Origin of the sequence: Serratia nevei (genome assembly GCF_037948395.1) — a bacterium.
Lineage (GTDB): Bacteria > Pseudomonadota > Gammaproteobacteria > Enterobacterales > Enterobacteriaceae > Serratia > Serratia nevei.
The window spans coordinates 3,303,754-3,321,736 of sequence record NZ_CP149940.1 but is presented as its reverse complement, the minus strand read 5'-3'; the positions used below and the strand labels follow the sequence as shown (position 1 = coordinate 3,321,736).

Annotated in this window: 13 protein-coding genes; 12 read left to right on the top strand and 1 reads right to left on the bottom strand. The window is 57.6% G+C overall.

The window, feature by feature from the left end; all coding sequences use genetic code 11:
• Window positions 1-6 precede the first annotated feature (6 nt).
• From V8N38_RS15945 to V8N38_RS15920, 6 genes are read left to right on the top strand one after another with little or no spacing between them, the layout of a single operon-like run.
• Window positions 7-372 carry a PAAR-like domain-containing protein gene (locus tag V8N38_RS15945; protein ID WP_038872288.1) on the top strand — a complete coding sequence of 122 codons (366 nt, stop codon included), beginning with the start codon at window positions 7-9 and terminating at the stop codon, window positions 370-372.
• A gap of 9 nt (window positions 373-381) precedes the next feature.
• Window positions 382-888: a type VI secretion lipoprotein TssJ gene (locus V8N38_RS15940; protein ID WP_060439596.1), complete on the top strand. Its 507-nt coding sequence runs from the start codon at window positions 382-384 to the stop codon at window positions 886-888.
• Window position 889: 1 nt separating this feature from the next.
• On the top strand, window positions 890-2,248 hold the full coding sequence (gene tssK, locus V8N38_RS15935) for a type VI secretion system baseplate subunit TssK (protein ID WP_038872282.1): 1,359 nt from the start codon (window positions 890-892) through the stop codon (window positions 2,246-2,248).
• Complete coding sequence (icmH, locus tag V8N38_RS15930; RefSeq protein ID WP_060439598.1) at window positions 2,245-3,756, top strand: type IVB secretion system protein IcmH/DotU; 1,512 nt, start codon at window positions 2,245-2,247, stop codon at window positions 3,754-3,756. The genes tssK and icmH overlap by 4 nt, the downstream gene beginning before the upstream one ends.
• A gap of 35 nt (window positions 3,757-3,791) precedes the next feature.
• On the top strand, window positions 3,792-7,271 hold the full coding sequence (gene tssM, locus V8N38_RS15925; protein WP_060420450.1) for a type VI secretion system membrane subunit TssM: 3,480 nt from the start codon (window positions 3,792-3,794) through the stop codon (window positions 7,269-7,271).
• A gap of 25 nt (window positions 7,272-7,296) precedes the next feature.
• A complete protein-coding gene (locus V8N38_RS15920; RefSeq protein ID WP_147839769.1) occupies window positions 7,297-7,650 on the top strand; it encodes a DUF6277 family protein in 354 nt (117 codons plus the stop codon).
• A gap of 263 nt (window positions 7,651-7,913) precedes the next feature.
• On the opposite strand, the gene V8N38_RS15915 is transcribed toward V8N38_RS15920, so the two are convergent.
• Window positions 7,914-8,141: a hypothetical protein gene (locus V8N38_RS15915; RefSeq protein WP_019453435.1), complete on the bottom strand. Its 228-nt coding sequence runs from the start codon at window positions 8,139-8,141 to the stop codon at window positions 7,914-7,916.
• A 238-nt stretch (window positions 8,142-8,379) separates the two neighbouring features.
• On the opposite strand from V8N38_RS15915, the gene V8N38_RS15910 reads away from it, so the two are divergent.
• The 6 genes from V8N38_RS15910 to V8N38_RS15885 all read left to right on the top strand — a co-directional run bounded on the left by V8N38_RS15910 (window position 8,380) and on the right by V8N38_RS15885 (window position 17,921).
• Window positions 8,380-8,670: a hypothetical protein gene (locus V8N38_RS15910; RefSeq protein ID WP_038872271.1), complete on the top strand. Its 291-nt coding sequence runs from the start codon at window positions 8,380-8,382 to the stop codon at window positions 8,668-8,670.
• A 710-nt stretch (window positions 8,671-9,380) separates the two neighbouring features.
• A complete protein-coding gene (locus tag V8N38_RS15905) occupies window positions 9,381-9,956 on the top strand; it encodes a helix-turn-helix transcriptional regulator (RefSeq protein ID WP_070914592.1) in 576 nt (191 codons plus the stop codon).
• A 106-nt stretch (window positions 9,957-10,062) separates the two neighbouring features.
• Window positions 10,063-10,932, top strand: coding sequence for a hypothetical protein (locus tag V8N38_RS15900; protein ID WP_070914593.1), 870 nt, complete (start codon window positions 10,063-10,065; stop codon window positions 10,930-10,932).
• A gap of 34 nt (window positions 10,933-10,966) precedes the next feature.
• Window positions 10,967-16,753, top strand: coding sequence for a non-ribosomal peptide synthetase (locus tag V8N38_RS15895; protein WP_147839770.1), 5,787 nt, complete (start codon window positions 10,967-10,969; stop codon window positions 16,751-16,753).
• Window position 16,754: 1 nt separating this feature from the next.
• On the top strand, window positions 16,755-17,582 hold the full coding sequence (locus V8N38_RS15890; protein ID WP_060420458.1) for a Cof-type HAD-IIB family hydrolase: 828 nt from the start codon (window positions 16,755-16,757) through the stop codon (window positions 17,580-17,582).
• 105 nt (window positions 17,583-17,687) lie between these two features.
• Window positions 17,688-17,921, top strand: a complete 234-nt coding sequence (locus V8N38_RS15885; RefSeq protein WP_038872255.1) for a hypothetical protein — start codon at window positions 17,688-17,690, stop codon at window positions 17,919-17,921.
• Window positions 17,922-17,983: the final 62 nt, after the last annotated feature.

Here is a 17,983-nt window from a genome sequence, read left to right as displayed (position 1 = left end):
GTCATCATGACCGCAGCCAACAACAACACGGCCGGGATCAGCTTCGCCGGCTGTGACCCGATGATCCCGGCGCCGGGCCCGAATACCGCGCCCAACAATACCGGCATACCGAACGTGCCTAACTATTTCCTTTGCGGCGGCAATGAACAGAACATCGGCAGCATTCGCGTGGCCACCGTCGATTCGGGCGGGGTGATCGGCGCCGCCTCGGGGACGCATTCGGCGCAGATGCAGCCGATGCAGGGGTCGGGGAAGTATTTCACCGGCGGCATGCCGGTCACGCGGTTAGGTGATTCCAGCACGACGAACAACAACAACATGGTCGCCACTCAGGTCGCGCCGAGCCAGACCAAATGTTTCGTTAATGCATAGGAGTTCAGCATGGTGAAAACGCTCCGGGGGATCGCGGCAGGGGGACTGTTGGCGGTGGGGATGCTGAGCGGGTGCAGCTGGTTTTCTCACGACGAGGCTGCCGATGCGGGGCGTCGATTGCGGTTTATCGATGTCGAGGTGACCGCCAACGACAACGTGAACCCGAATGCGGCCGGGGAGGCGCAGCCGGTCAAGGTGTGCGTCATCGAAACCAATCGCTCGGGGTGGATGCCCGAGGGGATTGGCGATGGCGCCCCTTGCCGCGAGACGGCACCGTCGGAAGGGGCGCTGAGCCGGCACCAGAGCATTTTGCAACCGAGGGAGACGCTGCGTTATCGCTTCGAGGTGCCGGCGGGGCAAGAGCGATGGGTCGTCGTGGGGGCGGAATTTCAGCAAATCAGCGGGGTATTGCCGCTCGCCGAGCAAAAATCGCCCGCGCAGGCTGATTCGCAAATGAAGGTGATGGTGGGGATGACGTCACTCAGCATAGTGACTAACGACAAAATGGATGAATGACATGTTACCTAAACAACGCGTCGCCTGGGTAGAAGGCATGTTGATGGAACCGCAGCATTTCCAGCAGCAGGAACGTTTTTTCGAGCACTTGATTGAAGCGCGCTTGCGCAGCGTCGAAACCTTTACCTGGGGGTTCCTGACGCTGGAAATCGACAACGGGCTATTGGAGCAGGGCAAGTTTGCGCTGAAGAAAGCCAAGGGCGTTTTCCCCGACGGCACGGCGTTCAGCATGCCTGAGGATATTCCGCTGCCGCCACCGCTGGTGCTGGGAGAGGGCTGCCAGGGGAAAGTGGTGTGCCTGTCCGTGCTGATGGACATTGCCGGCAATGCCCAGATCGATCTTATCCAGGATGAGCGGAAAAGCAGCCGTTTTCGCACCATGGACGCCGACGTGCCGGATCGCAACCACGGTGTCAGCCTGGAGGGAACGCCGCGCGTGTGCACGATGCAGCTGGGGAGTCTGGTGACGCGGCTAAGTCTGGAAGATGCGGTCAGCAGCGCGGAAAGCGTGCTGCCGGTCGGCTTCGTGCGCGAACTCACCAGCGATCGTCGGGTGCTGCTGGATGAGCGCGCCCTGCCGCCGATGTTGGACTTCCGCGCCATCGGCTGGCTGCCCGCGTTCACCACCGAATTGCTTGGGCTGATCAGCCAGCGTCTGGAGTCGGTGTTCCGCCCGGACGTGCACATGACGATCGGCGGGCTGTCCGAGCTGTTGGAACTGCTGCTGCTGCAAACCCTGAGCGAGTTCAATTTGCGCATCAGCCAACTGTTGGCCAGCCCGCAGGTGCATCCAGAAACCCTGTTCGACACGTTGTTGAGTCTGCTGGGGCGGCTCAGCATCATTCCCGGCGGCGAGCGGCTCTGGGACCGGGCCGACTTGGTGTATCTGCACGATGAGCCGCACAACTGCTATTTCCAGCTGTTCGCCTCGATTCGCCGCGCGCTGTCGCTGGTGATCGAAGCGCCGGCGGTGGCGCTGCCGTTTATCGATCGCGGCGACAGCATCTACCTGTGCCCGAACGACTCGCAGCTGCGGCTGGAAAAACTGGTGTTTGCCGTCAGCTGCGGTTTGTCCATCGAGCATCTGCGCTCGTACTTCCCCGCGCAGGTCAAGCTGGGGCCGGTCGAGAAAATCATTCAGCTGATCGATCTCCAATTACCGGGCGCTCGCTTGCTGCCGATGGCTTCGCCGCCGCGGCACATACCGTATTACCCGAACAGCATCTACTTCGAGGTGGATCATGCCGACCCGATTTACAAGGAAATGATGGGCGGCTCGGCGATGGCGCTCAGCATCGTGGGTGATTTCCCGGACCTGCGTTTTGACGTCTGGGGATTAAGGCAAGGGAGGGTGGGATGAACGAATTCGAGAGGAAAATCCGCGAGGCGATGGCGGTAACGCGCAACAACGCGACCCCGCGTCTCCCCACGTCCGGCACGGTGGGCAAAACCACGGCGGAAATCGCCGCGCTGTCCTTCGGCGCGCGGGCGCTGGCCGCCAAGCTGCGGCCGGGAAGCGCCGGCGTGGCGGCGCCCCCCGAACATCCGGCGTATGAAGCGGAAACCGCCGTCCCGGAAAGCGTCGAACCCGCGCCTGGCGATCGCCAGGCCGATGCGGCGCCGACCTCGAGCGGGCTGTTTGGCCGCGCCGCGCTGAGCAAGCCCGGCGTAATGATGGGCCACTGGGACAACCCGCTGATCGCCGCCGCCATTCCGGTATTGCTGCAGGTGGAGCGGGTGCGCGATCAGAAACAGCTGAACCCGGCGGCGGTGCGTGCGCAGATCGTGCGGGAGATCCAACAATTCCAGCAGACGTTGCTGGCGGATCACGTTGCGCCGGGCGATGTGGACAAGCTGGCCTATCTGCTGTGTTCCTACGTGGACGAGTGCTGCATGAGCACGCTGGAGTCCGGGGAACTGAACCTCAGCCTGCTGGTGGAGTTTTATCGCGACGCCTGGGGCGGGGAAAAATGCTTCGAGCACCTGCAAGAGTATCTGGCCGCCTCGCCGCGCAACAAGGAGATCCTGGCGTTTTACGATCTGATCCTGTCGCTGGGGTTTGAGGGGCAGTTCCACGTGATGGAGCGCGGCGCGGTGCTGTTGGCCGACGTGCGCAATCGCCTTGACGGTTATCTGTACAGCCAGAATCCGACGCAGACGCTGGCCGATGCCGAACCGAGCAAAGTGGTGCGCAAGGCCACCCGTATCACGCCGCTCAAACTGCTGTGCTACGGCCTGGCGATAGCGCTGCTGGCGTATGCCTCGGCCGCCTGGTATCTGCATGACCAGTCCCGCGCGCTGCGCAACGCCATTCTGGCCTGGACGCCGCCGCAGCCGCGCAAAATCAACATTATGGAGACGCTGCCGCAGCCGCTGCCGCAAATCCTCAGCGAAGGGTGGCTGGAGGTGCGCGCCGATCCGCGCGGCTGGCTGTTGATCTTCACCTCCGACGGCGCCTTTGCCACCGGGCAGTCGAAGCTGTCGGAAGAGTTTAAAAAGAAACGCAATATTGAGCGTCTGGGGGAAGCGCTGGCGCCGTGGCCAGGCGATCTGGAGGTGATCGGGCATACCGACAACAAACCGTATCGCAACACCTCCAACAACTCCAACCTGAAATTGTCGGAAGCCCGCGCGCAGACGGTGGCCGACAAGCTGCGGGAATCATTGGCCAACAGTAAATACAACCGCACCGTGACGTCGGTCGGCAAGGGCGATCAGGAGCCGCTGGACGACAACGCGACGGAAGAAGGGCGCCGCCGCAACCGCCGGGTGGACATCCTTTGGAAAATCGGCGAGAGGGAGATGGCTTCACCGTCTGCCACGTTGAATCAGGCAGGGGTAGCCGCCGAGGTCCCCGAGGATAACTAAGACATCCGTCGGCGTAGAGATAATAAGGAAATTATATGATACGTAGATCATTCATATTGGTGATTGCCTTGCTGCTGTGTGCGGTGGTGTGGTGGATTGGGCCGCTGATCGCCATCGGCACCTACCGGCCGCTGCTGTCGGTCTGGGTCAGAGGCATCATCATCGCCCTGATCCTGTGCTGGGCGCTGTGGCCGTTCGTGGCGACGTTTTTATCCTGGGTGTTCCGCCACGCGCGGGCGCCGGCCCCGGCTAAAAGAAAAACCGCGCAGCGAGATCGCGTGACCTCGCGTTTTTACGACGCCTTGCGCACCTTGCAATACGTCGGCACGTCGAAGCAGCGCACCCCCTGGCAGCGTTTCAAATACCGCCTGGCGCGCCGTTATATCAGTGAAAAGCCCTGGTTCCTCGTCATTGGGCCGCCGGGCAGCGGCAAAACCTCGCTGATCGGCGAAAGCGGCGAACGTTTCTTGCTGGCTGAACACTATGGCCTGCAGCAGACCGTGGACGTCGGGCCGACCCAGGATTGCAACTGGTGGCTGGCGGAGAACTCGGTGTATGTGGACACCTCCGGTGAATGGCTGCAGCTGAACGGCCTTGGCGAAGACGGCGCCAGGGCGCGCGATACCCTGTTCAAACTGATCCGGCGCCACCGCCGCCATCCGGGCATCGACGGCATCATGCTGTGCCTGGATGCACGCTGGCTGCTGCATGCCTCGCTGACGGAAAGAAAATCCGTCGCCGATGCGCTGCGCGTGCGCCTGCTGGAAATGGCCTCATGGTTCCGCTGCGAGCTGCCGGTCTATCTTACCATCAGCCACCTCGATCAACTGGTCGGCGGCGAGACCTTCCTGTCGATGCTGGGCGACGACCTGTTGCAAAAAGGGATGGGGTTCAGCCTGAACCGGGCCGAACAGGGCGAAACCCCGTTCGAGCAGTATGAAGATCTCTACCGGGAGATGGTGGCGCGCGTCAGCCATCACGTGCTCGAACTGCTGCACGATGCGCCGGACGGCCAGAACCGCCAACAGCTGCTGTTCTTCACCGAGTCGTTGGGATCGCTGGGCAACCCGCTGTATTCGCTGCTGGAGCAGATTTTCCCGCAAACGCCGGTGGGCTACGCCTGCCATTTGCAACAGGTATGGCTGGGCAGCACCATCGCCTTGCCGCCGCAGGGCGCGATTTATAACGCGGAAGCGGCGGATATCTATGAAGCCCGTCCCACCGGGCGCATTTACCACCCAGAGCTGAATTACGCCAGGCAGGAGCGCGGGGTGCTGCAGCAGTCTTCTCACGCCAGGCCGCTCGGCAGCCGCATGAGTTCCCTGGGCCGCTATGTGCTGGTGCTGGTGCTGCTGGCGGTCTCTTTTAACCTGCTGGCGATGCGTTACCTGTGGGAGAGCGATTACATCTCTTACATTGCGGCGCGCTTTGACGAAACGAAGCGCATCGTGCGCGAAATACCGGTCACGAACCGCGTCAGCGACGATGTCATCTCCGCCTATGAGCAGCTGGGATACATGAACGCGCAGCTGGGCGGTGAGGTTTCGCCGGTGCCGAATCCCTATTTCGAGCACAAGCTGATCAACAGCGCGGCGCAAAAGACCTACCAACGCCATTTGCTGCAGATCTTCTGGCCGGCGGTGGAAAACTATATCGCGGACGAACTCAAGAATGACGTTTCGGCGTCCAACAAGGACGTCTACGGCACGCTGAAAGTGTATCTGATGATGGGCGAACCCTCGCACCGTTCTGCCGAGGCGCTGGTCGACTGGTTCATGACGCGCTGGGATAGCTTTATGCCGCAGGGCTACACCGACATGAACAAAGGCATTTTCGCTTACCACCTGCGGGAAATGTTCTCTCTGCCGAATGCGCCGGTCATGAAAATGAACGGTGACCTGCTGCGCCTGGCGCGGGTGAAAGCGATGAATATTCCGATGCAGGTCAGGGTGGTGCGCCGCATCGAAGAGAAACCGCTACCGGCGGCGATCAACGACATTTCATTGGCCGACGCCGCGGGGCCGAACGTGTCATTGATGCTGCGCCGCAAGAGCCAGGCGACGGTCACCGATACCGCCGTGCCGGGGTTCTATACCCGCGCCAGCTACCGCGATGTCTTCCTGGCACAGCTCGATGACGCCGCCAAAGACATGATCGAAGAAGAGTCCTGGGTGCTGCGCGACAGCGCGGAAGGGAAAAACGCGGTGAACTCGCTGGCTTCGGCGCAGAAGCTGGCCGACGAGGCGAGGAAGCTTTACCTCATCGAGTATGCGGACAAATGGGATGCCTTCATGCGCGACGTGCGAGCCCGGCCGGTCAACGGGCTGGAGGATGCGGCGATATTGGCGCGCCAGCTGTCCGATCCTTCATCCCCGCTGGCCAACCTGGTGCGTTTTGCCGCGCGTGAAACCAGCATGACCGGCACCAACCAGGGCGATGCGGCGAGCTGGTTCGATCGCCAGCGCAATCGTATTGAACAGCAGCGGCGTGACATTCTCGGCGAGATTTCCGGCGAACGCGCGCGTTTTCGTCTCACGCCGGAACGCGCGGTGGAAGACCGTTTTGAGCTGCTTCGCCGCCTGGGGTATCAGCTGTTGCAGACCACCAACGCCAGCAACGATCCGCTGAGCCGCAGTTTCGAAGCGCTGTACAGCCAGCTGACCACGCTCTCCACCTCATTGCGCGGTGGCCAGGTGGTGCCCGCCGGCGGCACGCTGAAGCGGCTGCAGCTGGATGCGGCGCGTCAGCCGGAACCGGTGCGCAGCGTCATGATGGATCTGTTGCAGGTCGGCGACAGCCAAACGATCCAGCAGAGCCAGAAGAACCTGAGCAAAGGGGCTTCGTCGTTGGCTTCCGGGCTGTGCAAGGGCAGCATCAGCGGGCGCTATCCGTTCTCGCGCAACGCCAGAGCGGAGGTCGGCATCGAGGACTTCTCGCGCATGTTTGGGCAGAACGGCGCCATGCAGCAGTTCTTCGATGAAAACCTGGCCGCTTACGTGGATGTCAACGCGCAGAAATGGAATGCCAAACCGGGGTCTGAGGGGATCGTCAATGCGAGCACGCTCGGCGCATTTGAAAATGCCCGTTTGATTCGCGACACCTTCTTCACCGCCGGCGACAAACTCTCGTTTTCCATGTTCATCAGGCCGCTGTCCCTGACGCCGACCATCACGGAAGCGACCCTGGACATCGATGGGCAGGTGATTAACTACAGCCATGGTTTTAGCCAACCCACGCGTATCGACTGGCCCGGCCCGAAAGGCGGCAGCTATGTTCGGCTGACCTTCCGCACCGGCACCGGTCAGATCCAGGTCGCCAGTTTCGACGGGCCCTGGGCCCTGTTCCGGATGTTCGACGCCAGCAATCCCGTGCCGCTTTCCAGCGACAGGCGAGAGCTGACGATGTCGATGTCTTCGGTGGTGGGCGTGCTCAAACTGGAACTGCGCTCGACGATGAAAGATTTCCCACTTTGGTCACGGGCGTTGCGAGGATTCTCGTGCCCGAAAGCGATGTAAACACAACCGTAAAGAGGTGATAAACATGTTAGATCCAGCCAAAATTTTAGAAACCATGAAGGCCGGCGGCAATTTGGGCACCAACTCCCAATCGTCGCTGAGCCAGCCGTTTATGCAAGGCGTCAGCAATATTCAAATGTCGGGGCCGGATGCGGCCAAGTCGGTCATGAGTAACGTGACAAAATCTTGCGATGATATGTTCGGCAATATGAAGGGCATTTTTAATGGGCTGCAGTCGAATGTGAGCGCACACCAAAAAATGCAAACGGGCGAACAGCCGAAAGATTTTAATGTTTCTATGGACGATCTTCGCCCGGCGATTGCGAAAGGGTTCCCGCACGAAATGGCGGACTTCTTTTCCAAAGTGCCGAAACTGTAATCTGCAACTCGGTGGGTAATTTACCGGGGGGCCGAAATGCCCCCTGGTATTCACAAGGAGAGGTGAGATGATCAACGAATGGATGTTAAAAAATGCCAACAAACGCATGGGCTTTTTTATTGTGGTGATCCCCAGCCTGTTTTTTTGGATGATGCTTTTTCTGACCTTTTATCTTTTTTGATTCTTTGAAGTAAAAAAAAGCACCTGCTAAGGTGCTTAAAGTGAAACGAATTAAAAAAATAGGAAGGGATGAAAATGCGTTATTACAGTTTTGAAATGATCTGCAATCCGCTGGAGATCAGCGCATCGACGGCCAGACCAATACCTTTACCGATGGTGCCGACAACGGTTTTGGCATCCGGGTTAACACCGGCAATCGCGGAAATGGTATCAATACCGGTTCCCACTGCACTGCCAATCAGTGTCCCTACGTCACCAAAAAAACCAGCACCGTTCACTTGTTCAATTTCAATTGCGGATAGTTCTTTCATGATTGAAACTCCTTTTTCAGTTAGCCCTTTACTTCAGGCAATTTCATTATTGCAAATCAGGTCTTTTTTTCAACAGAAGTATTACTATTTTTTATACTATTCTGTTGTCTGTTATTTTAATTTCGTATCGTTAGAGTATATATTGCCGAAGCCTGATTTTCGTCTCCCCCGTTCGTGCTGAATGAGGGATACCGGTTTTTATTTTCAATCTGAATGACCTATATCTGAAGGGGAATTTATGAAGGTTTTGACGACACCGGAAAGACCTTTCCGCTATGAAGATCTGGCGGAAAAAATTGTCACCGAGGCCAGAAGCCGCTTGGGCTGCGCCGCTCTGCGGTTTTTAGACTGCCTGATCCAGGGGTATGGCCCGCCGGTGATTGTCTTTGATATCTATAATAATCACGGTAAGTTGCAAACGGTGAAACTGATTCTCCCCATCGGAAGTCATAAGCAGTTAAAAAAAGATCACCTCGGGCTGATCGCCTGCCTGGAGGCTAAAAAACTGGTGAGGTTAAAAAAGATATAAACAATGTTCCGCGTCGGCAAGGCCGATTGCGTTCTTCTTGTTTTTCGTCACACCGCTGAATAATCTCTGTCCCTGCCTGGATTCTCTTATATCCGTGGACGATGCGTTCGCCTTTTTCAACCCATCAACCCATCAACGCATTTTTTTGGAATCACTTATCGTCATAAAGTGTAGCTTTTCTTTATGCATTTTTTTTACAATAGGATTAATATGGTTATAGAGGGTTTTTTAATATGGCCAGCCAGGATGACGGCACATCTCGAGATAAAGCATTATCCCGCCTTTCTTCTAAGTAAAGTCCTAATACATAATCGGATGCTCTTAACAATCAATACAGAGCCGTGTTATGTTCTATATTATGTTTTTTTTCGATATTTATCTGGATATATTGCGCTCTTGGAGTAAAATTAACTTATCAGAGAAAATTCTTGGCACCGTATCACGGATGGCAATGATGCACTATAAATATAACTTACGGTAACCCATTACCTTGTAAAACGCGGTACTTCCCCGCGTCTTGCTTTTGTGTGCTCTCCAGGGCTGATGAGTTTATATCATTATATATAAAATACACTTTTTGCGAGGCGAAGACGTTTCCGCATCGCATATAACGCTTTTTTATTAAAAAGCATCTCAAAACTAAAAAATAATCACAGCAATCATATTGCAGTAAGGAGAGTGGGCAAGCGTAGTCAAAGGGAGGTTTGTTAATGGAGCGCGTCAATATTGCTATCGTCGATCAAAATCAATTTTTCAAGCTTGGGTTGGGGCTCGCCTTGCAAGAGGGTTTTCTCCAGAATGGTGTCAAGGCCAAGATCACGGGAGAGGAACGGGCCAACATTATATTCCGGGCACCGGATAAGCGGGTGTCCATCAATTTTTGCCATACCCAGCTTTTGCAGGGCAATTTTTCTTCTATTCCGCTCTATTTTTCAATACTGGAGCATAAAACGATTTTTCCAAAAATCCATTGCAATCTAGAGGCCGGAAGCATTACGCGCAAAGACGGTGTGGCGGCGATCGTGGATAAGGTCATGTTTTGCTATCGCAAGAAAAACAGTTTGGTTTCAAGCTATTGCCCACGTTGCCGCACCCAGTTGACCTTTAGCGAAGGGAAGGTGTGCCGTCTGATTCATCTGGGATACTCGCAAAATCAAACTGCGATGTTGCTCGGCATCAGCCCGAAAACGGTCAGCATTCATAAACGCTCTGCGATGAGAAAACTGAATATCGATAACAATATTGAATTCTTGCGCTGGTTAAAAATGCACAGCGACTCTTGTTAATGGAGAGGGGGAAAGTGACGATCTGATTCGGTATTTTTACCGGCGCAGGCGGCGATCGTTCATGGTTGCCGCCTGGCATGGAATAGGTTTTATAGGGAGATAAAACATGGCTGATTTTGTAAGGGAAACGGTTTCCAAAAATCATTTCAAATTATTGCAGGATCTTTATGGCAGAGATCTGGGCGGGGAACGTTTCCTGCACTGGAAGCATCTGCTCGATCCGCATTGTGGCGCGCCAAGGGAGAAGACGGGCATATTTTACAAGGATCGGGAACGTTATCTCGGGATGTTCGTTTCCAGCTTTTATCCCTTTAAGATCAACGGTGTTAATGTCAATGTCAATATGCTTGGCGATCTTGGTATCCATCGTCAGGTAAAGTCCGCCACCGTACTGAAAGATTTTTTCCTGCAGGCCAGACGGTCGGACGTGGCGGCGGATATTTGCTTTTCCGATGACAGGAAGATCCGGGTTTACGAAAAAATATTTAGAAAGTATTTAACAACCAATACCCAAATCTATCCTTATGTCGAATTAACCTTAAAGCCTGACAAGTTTATGGCATTTCGTTTTGCTGAAAGTGGGCTCGCACAGCAGGCAAGCTTCATCAATAATTTAGGGCGGGAAAAAGATCGCCGCGCCTTTGAGTATATTGAAAAACACCCCCTGTACCATAAAATTCATTATATCAACAAAGGCAGCCACTACGCCGTGATTGGCTGTTCTCATGAATGTGCCGAACTCTTGGATATTTCCAACCCTTCCAGGGAGTGTTTTTCCTGGGCCATCGGTGTGTGTCGGCATCTGCATAGCCGTTGCAAGGTAATGATCCCCCTCGCTTTTTATAAGTCGGTTTGTGCTCAGGCGGCGGAGGTCATTTCAGAAAAACGCATCAACATGCTTATCGGCTATTACTCACAAAAGATAAGCGATCTGATGCCGAAAGAGGTTTGGGTATGCCGCATGGATCGCCGTTAAGCAGGGCTTGTGTCTTCTAAATGGAGTGTTTGTCATGGAAGAAATTCCTGTATCACCCTACTCAAAAGTTTTTATCGATGAATATGATCGCCATCCTGAAGGCTGCAATTACAACGTATTGGTGCTGCAGCGAATTGAGGGCGCGCTGGATCCCATCCGGTTGCAAGCCGCGCTGAATGCGCTGGTGCAAGATCATGTTCTGCTGAACAGCCATATTCATGAACAGGATGGCGAGCTGTATTGGCGCCGCAATGACGCAATCCATCCGTTGCAGCATTACACGGACCGCACGCTGCTGACGCAAGTGATTCGCCGGCCCTTCGATATTTACCGCGGGCCGCTTTATCGCTGGGCGCTATTCGCCGAGGGAGAGCGGCGCTATACCTTGGCGTTGGTCGGCCACCATCTGGTGATTGACGGCGCCTCTTCCGACGAGTTTTTCTCCCTGGTGAGCCAGTACTATCGCCAACAGCGGCTGGCGACGCGCGTCGAGGCGGCCGAGATCGCCGCCGTTAACCGGCAACTGCAGCAGGAGGTGAAGCAACTGGCCGCCGATGGGGCGCTGGCGCATTGGCGCGCCGAAGCGGAAAGTTTGGGCGCGCTCGAGGTGCCGTTTGAGCGAAGCGGCGCCGGCCGTGAAGACGAAGCGGGCGAGCTGCGCTTCCACTTTCCCAAAGCGCAATGGAAAGCGCTGAAACAGGCCTCGGGGATTCGGCGAGTGAATGATTTCCTGGCGCTGCTGGTGCTGTGGGGCATCTTGATGGCGCGCAGCGGCAATCAGGAAACGGTCTACATCAGCTATCCGGTGTCGATAAAGAAGGGGCAAAAATTTGCGCTCGGCGGCCATGTGAACACCAGCGTGTTGCCCCTCTCTTTGCGTGACGGCGCGAGTTTTTCCGACGTTTATCGACGGGCGCTGGCATTTATTACCGCCGCGCCGCCGCAGTCGCGCCAACGTTTTAACCAGCTGCCCACGCAAGAGGTGGTGCGGGCGTTGGGGATCCGCGCGTTACCGATCTCCTTTGCCCAAACCAACTTGCGCGATGCGGCATTGCCGCTGGCCGATTGCGCCACCTGGCCGCTATTCGAAGCCAATCACGATATGGCCAGCGCGGCGCTCTCGCTGGAATACGAAGACCGGGCCGATATTGATGCGTTGCAGTTCCGGTTGCGCTTTCGCCAGGGCATGTTTGACGAGGAAGACATGCGCGACTGCGCGGCGCATTTTACTCGCCTGATGCAACAGGCGATGAGCGCGCCTGACGCCCCGTTAAGCCACATGGCCTTCTATCCCACCGCCGACAGGTCGCCGCCGGATAATGAGAGTCTCCCGCTGCCAGGGGAGACTCTCAGCGCCCGTTTTGAAGCGATCGCGCAACGCTACCCGGAAAACATCGCGCTGGAGTATGAGGGGCTGCGCGTCAGCTACCGTGAGTTGAACGGCATGGCGAACAGCCTGGCGCGCGAGATCGTGCTTCGCTATGCGTCGTTGACCGGGGCTGAGCCCCAGGCGGACTCGCCGATCGCCTTGTACAGCGAAAAAAGCCTGGAAATGGTCGTGGCGCTGCTGGCGGTGCTGAAAACCGGCGCGGCCTATGTGCCGATCTCCTGCCATTATCCCCAGGCGCGTATTCGGCATATTCTTGAGGAAACGCGGGCGGCCTTGGTGATTGCCGGGCCCTCTATGCAGACGGCGGCGGAAGCGTTGGCCGCGATGATGCCGCATCCCCAGGCCGTGCTGACACTGGGCGATCTGAGCCGCCTGCCGCATGAACGGCATAATCTGCCGGTGGTCACCGCCGCCGAACGGCTTGGCGCGATCATTTATACCTCGGGGTCGACGGGAGTGCCGAAAGGCGTGATGCTCGAGCAGCAGGCGATGTGCGGGTTGGCGACCGCGTCCGGCATCGCGATTACGCCCGAAGATGTCTTGTTGTTCCTGTCCAGCCCGGCGTTTGACGCGGCGACGTTCGAAGTGTGGGGCGCCTTGCTCAACGGCGCCAAACTGGTGGTCATCCGCGACACGGAAGATATCGCCGGCGATGTGCCGCAGCTGGAAGCGCTGCTGCGTCGGCAGCAGGTGTCGATTCTTTGGGCCACGCGCAGCTTGTTCGATCATCTCTACCTCAGCAACCCCGATCTGTTTGCCGGGCTGCGCTATCTGCTGGTGGGCGGGGAGGCGCTGACCGCCACGCTGATGCAGCGCCTGGTGCGGCAACCCCACCGTCCGCAGTGGGTCATCAATGGCTATGGCCCCACCGAATGCACCACGTTCACCACGATGTACGCTATCGCTCAGGACGAAGCGCGCAGCAGCATTCCCATCGGCAGGGCGATACCGGGGCGTGAGCTCTACGTGCTGGATCGCTGGCGGCAACCGCTGCCGCCGGGCTTGGCCGGCGAGTTGTATATCGGCGGTTCGGCGCTGGCGCGCGGTTATCTCAACCAGCCGCAGCAAACCCAGGCGAGTTTCATCGAGTTGCACGGCCGGCGCTTATACAAAACCGGCGATCGGGTGCGTTGGCTGCGCGACGGCAATCTGGAATATCTCGGCAGAAATGATTGCCAGGTGAAAATTCGCGGATTCAGGATTGAACTCAGCGAGATAGAAAATGCGATCAATGCCCTGGAGGGCGTCGAGAAAGGCGTAGTGGTGGATGTCGTCCATCGGGAGAGCAAGCGCCTTGCCGCCTATTTGCTGATGGCGCGGGGCGTGGCCTGGGATCCTGCCGAATTACGCTCCCGGCTTGAGCGCAGTTTGCCGGATTATATGGTGCCGTCCAGCTATGTCGAGATTGACGAGATACCGCTGACGGTTAACGGCAAGTTGGATCGCTCGGCCTTGCCCGCGCCGCAATTCGCGCAAAGCGGGCGTTATGCCGCGCCGGAGAACCCGCTGGAGGCGCTGATTTGTTCCCTGTGGTCGAACATTCTTGGCGTGGAGACCGTGGGCATCGACGACGACTTTTTCCGATTGGGCGGCGATTCGATCCAAAGCATTGTGTTCACCAGCGAATTGAGCAAGTCGGGTTACCACAGCAACTCGCGTGCGGTGTTCGAAACCAGAAATGCGCGGGCTCTGGCCCAGCGCATTCTGCGGCAGCAAGACGCGGTTACCGCGCTCAACGAACAGGGTGAACTGCAGGGCGAATTCGAGCTGCTGCCGATTCAACGCTGGTACCGTGAGCTGGCGCCGAATCGCAGCGCCTTCTTCAACCAGACTTTTTTGGTGCGGGTACCGCCGATGTCCGCCGAACAGGTCGCCGATCTGGTGGCTGCGCTGGCGGATCAGCATGACATGCTGCGCGCGCGTTTTAGCGTCGACGACGCCGGCGTCATCGTGTCGCAGCGCTACCTGTCAGCGGCCGACGGCGGCCCTTCATGGGGCTACTATGACTTGGCGCTTTGTCGCCAAAGCCGCGCCGAGCTGCTGCGTCAATGGCAATCGGGGTTTGATCCGGCGGCAGGGCCGATATGCCGCTTCGTTTACATCTTTGACAGCCGCGCCCCCGGCTACGCGCTGATGTTCTGCGCGTTTCATCATCTGATCGTCGATGTGGTTTCCTGGCGCGTCATCGTCAGCGATCTGCAGCGGTTGCATCAGGGGGAATCGCTGCCGGCAAAAGGCACCAGCTACCGCCAATGGGGAGAACGGTTAAGGCAATACGCGGCAACCCGGCAAGACCAATGCGCTTACTGGCTGGCGATGATCGCCGGGCAGCCCGATTACGCCACGCTCAGCGGCGTGGCGCAGGCCCCTGAATTTTGCCGCTTCGAGTGCGATGTGGCGTTGACCGCGCTGCTGATGGACGGTTGCCACCAGGCCTACAACACCTCGGTGCGCGAAGTGCTGTTAGCGGCCCTGGCGCCGGTGTTGCAGGCATGGCACGGCAGTGCGGACAGTTATCTCACGCTGGAACACCATGGCCGCGATATCAATGACGATAAGATCCGGCTTGAGGGCACTGTCGGCTGGTTCACCGCCTTGATGCCCTTGCGCATCACCGCGCACGAGTGCCAAAAAACCACGCTGCGCGCCATCAAGGACAGGCTGAGAAAGATGCCTGACCACGGTATCGGTTATTCGGCGCTGAAATACGCTTCAGCGCCGGGCGATGAGGTGCCGGCTTGCCTGCGGCGCCACCGCCTGCCGGCCATTTCGTTCAATTATCTCGGCGCGTTCAACGAGCAGGCCGACGACGCGTTATGGGCCTTGATCGACCAAACGGCGGATTTGGAAAATGGCGCGATGCCGGTCAGCGGCAACGTATTGGATCTGGTGCTTTATGTTCACGACGATCGGCTAAGCATCGTCATGTCAGGTTTGCTGCCGCATGAAACGCTGTCGCGGATCGGGTCGCACTATGTCGACAGCCTGTCGGCGCTGGTCGAGTACTGCTGCCACGAAGCCGGCAACGGCGTTTGTCTCGCCAGCCCGGGCGACTTCCCCCATGCCGACGTCAGCCTCGCCGAATTGGATCGCTGGCAGCAAAAGCATCGCCTCGCCGCCGTTTTCGAAGCCACGGTAACCCAGCGAGAGTTGATGTATTTCAACCGACTCAACCGCGAGTATCAGATCGACCAGGCGGTTTATGAGATCGCGGGGCCGTTGCAGCCCGAGGTGTTGAATCAGGCATGGGCGCTGGCGCTGCAGCGGTTTGAAATGCTGCGCGCCGGATTTGACGATCAAACCCGCCGCGGCCGGCCCAACGTCTTTATCTGCGAGACGCTGCAGGCGCCGATCGCGATGGACGATTGGTCGGATGCCGCGCCAGCCTCTCTGGAGGAACGGATGGAGGCGCTGCTGGCCCGGGAGAGGGAGACCGCGTTTGAGCTGGATGCGCCGCCGTTGATTCGCTGGCGCCTCATCAGGTTGCATGCGGACGAGCACTATCTGGTGCAGACCTTTAACCACATTCTGTTTGATGGATGGTCGCTGGGGGTCTTGTTCGGCCAGTGGTTCAACGATTACCTCGCCCTGTTGGCGGGCAGGGTGCCGGCGCTGGAGATTAACCGATTCGAGCCTTTTGCCGCCCATGTGCGCACGCACGGCAATGATCCTGAGGCGCGGGCCTTCTGGGCAGACTATTTGCGGGATGCGCCGGTCAATCAACGCTTGCCGCTGACTGCCGCACCGCAGCTCGTACCGCAGGGGCGCCGGATGCGTCAGCATGGCGACGAATTCTCCAGCGCGCAGATGGCGCGCCTCACCGCGTTTTGTCGGCGGCAGGGGATCACGGTCAACCAACTGACGCAGCTGGCCTGGATGCTGGCGCTGGCCGAGGCGCTGGCTTGCGATGATATCGCCATCGGCACGACCATGAGCGAGCGCCCGGCCGACATTGAGCAGGTGCAGACGCTGTTTGGCCTGTGTGTCGCAAGCCCGGTGCTGCGGCTGCGGGCGATTCGCCGCCGCCCCCTTTATGAGCTGCTGGATGACATCGCGGATTCACAAACCTTCCGGCAGAAATACGCCTTTTCCGAACTGAATCGATACGACGAGAATTGGGTGCCCACCTCGCCGTTCGGCAGCCTGTTCGTGTTCGAAAACATGCCGAAACCGGCGATGGATCCACGGCTGCCGTTTCAGTGCCGCGTGATGGATATCGTCAGCGGCAGCAATCACCAAACGGTGCTGTGCCTGTTCCCCGAGGCGGAACGGCTCGCCATTTCACTGTTTTATGATTCCCACGAGATCGCTCGGGAAAACATCGTCGAATTGGGCCGACGTTTTCTGATTATTGCGCTCGCGATCGCCAATCTCCCGCCTGACAGCGACATCTGCGCTGAGGACGGAATTATCCAGGCTGAGGAGGCATGATATGTGGCTGGCAGTCGACGGCAAAATAAAGTACCGGGCGATCGTGAGCGATCTTGACGGCACCTTGCTCGATCCGTCCGGGAATTTATCCGATGTGACGGTGGAAACGCTCAACATTTTACAGCGTCGGGGGTTGGAAATCGTCATTGCAACGGGGCGCTGCGATGCGGATGCGCGCGGGATCGTGGATGGGCTGGGGTTCTCGCCGGTGATCGTTTCTTGCAACGGCGCGATGGTCAACATCGAAGGGCAGGCGGTGGCGGATAGAAGCTATTTTTTGCCCGCAGAGCTGCAAACCGGGCTGATCGATTTTTTATTCGCCAGCCCGTTCCACGTGACCCTGTTCACCCGAGAGGGCTGGATGATGGCCGAAGAGAATCCGCATTTTTCTGACTACGTCAAAACGTCGGGCGTGGCCTGCCGCTATGTCGAGCCTGAGGCCATGAAGCGGCAGCGGATATTGAAGGTACTGGTGCATGGGGACGCGGCGCCGATCGAGACGCTCTTTGACCAGGTCAACCAGGCCTTCGGCAAAACGCTGTCCATCTGTAAGTCCTCCACGGAAACGATAGACATCATGGATAAGCATATTTCCAAGGCCAGAAGCGTGGCCGACTATTTGAATTCCAAACAGATAGCGATGCGCGATTGCCTCTCTTTCGGCGATGCGATGAACGATCTGGACATGCTGCGCTGGGCCGGAACGGGCGTGGTCATGGGCAATGCCATGAGCGAATTGAAACGCGCTCTGCCGTTGAATCCGGTGGCGTTGCCCAATAGCCGCAATGGCGTTGCAGACTATCTCTGTCGTGAATTCGGTCTGTTCTGACGTTTTCACCGGGCGAGGTTTATTGGCAGACAAAAGGAGGTGAACGAACAGTGAGGGTTTCATTTTCTCAAAACGGAACACTTAGATTAATGCAAAGGAGCGAGTATGAAAGAACTGACTGAAGCAGAAGTTATGGCGGTATCCGGCGCGGGCATCGCTTCCGACGCCGGCAAAATCCTGGGTACGGGTATTGGCGCCATCGTGGATGCCGGCACCGGTCTTTTCGGTATCCATGCGGATGCGTCAAACGCCGGCGCAAAACTCGGTGAAGGCATTGGCGCCGTCATCGATGCCGGGATTAGCGCGTTCTCGCAGTTGTTTGGCCGCAAATCCTCTTGAGCCTCTAATGAAAAGTGCCCGCAAGGGCACTTTTAAATCAACCGCGAGCGCGGTGCAGGGAA

Bases quoted from the DNA above. Each gene is read 5' to 3' on its own strand.
- V8N38_RS15945 (WP_038872288.1), top strand. From the start codon at position 7: ATGACCGCAGCCAACAACAACACGGCCGGGATCAGCTTCGCCGGCTGT.
- V8N38_RS15940 (WP_060439596.1), top strand. From the start codon at position 382: ATGGTGAAAACGCTCCGGGGGATCGCGGCAGGGGGACTGTTGGCGGTG.
- tssK (WP_038872282.1), top strand. From the start codon at position 890: ATGTTACCTAAACAACGCGTCGCCTGGGTAGAAGGCATGTTGATGGAA.
- icmH (WP_060439598.1), top strand. From the start codon at position 2,245: ATGAACGAATTCGAGAGGAAAATCCGCGAGGCGATGGCGGTAACGCGC.
- tssM (WP_060420450.1), top strand. From the start codon at position 3,792: ATGATACGTAGATCATTCATATTGGTGATTGCCTTGCTGCTGTGTGCG.
- V8N38_RS15920 (WP_147839769.1), top strand. From the start codon at position 7,297: ATGTTAGATCCAGCCAAAATTTTAGAAACCATGAAGGCCGGCGGCAAT.
- V8N38_RS15915 (WP_019453435.1), bottom strand. From the start codon at position 8,141: ATGAAAGAACTATCCGCAATTGAAATTGAACAAGTGAACGGTGCTGGT.
- V8N38_RS15910 (WP_038872271.1), top strand. From the start codon at position 8,380: ATGAAGGTTTTGACGACACCGGAAAGACCTTTCCGCTATGAAGATCTG.
- V8N38_RS15905 (WP_070914592.1), top strand. From the start codon at position 9,381: ATGGAGCGCGTCAATATTGCTATCGTCGATCAAAATCAATTTTTCAAG.
- V8N38_RS15900 (WP_070914593.1), top strand. From the start codon at position 10,063: ATGGCTGATTTTGTAAGGGAAACGGTTTCCAAAAATCATTTCAAATTA.
- V8N38_RS15895 (WP_147839770.1), top strand. From the start codon at position 10,967: ATGGAAGAAATTCCTGTATCACCCTACTCAAAAGTTTTTATCGATGAA.
- V8N38_RS15890 (WP_060420458.1), top strand. From the start codon at position 16,755: ATGTGGCTGGCAGTCGACGGCAAAATAAAGTACCGGGCGATCGTGAGC.
- V8N38_RS15885 (WP_038872255.1), top strand. From the start codon at position 17,688: ATGAAAGAACTGACTGAAGCAGAAGTTATGGCGGTATCCGGCGCGGGC.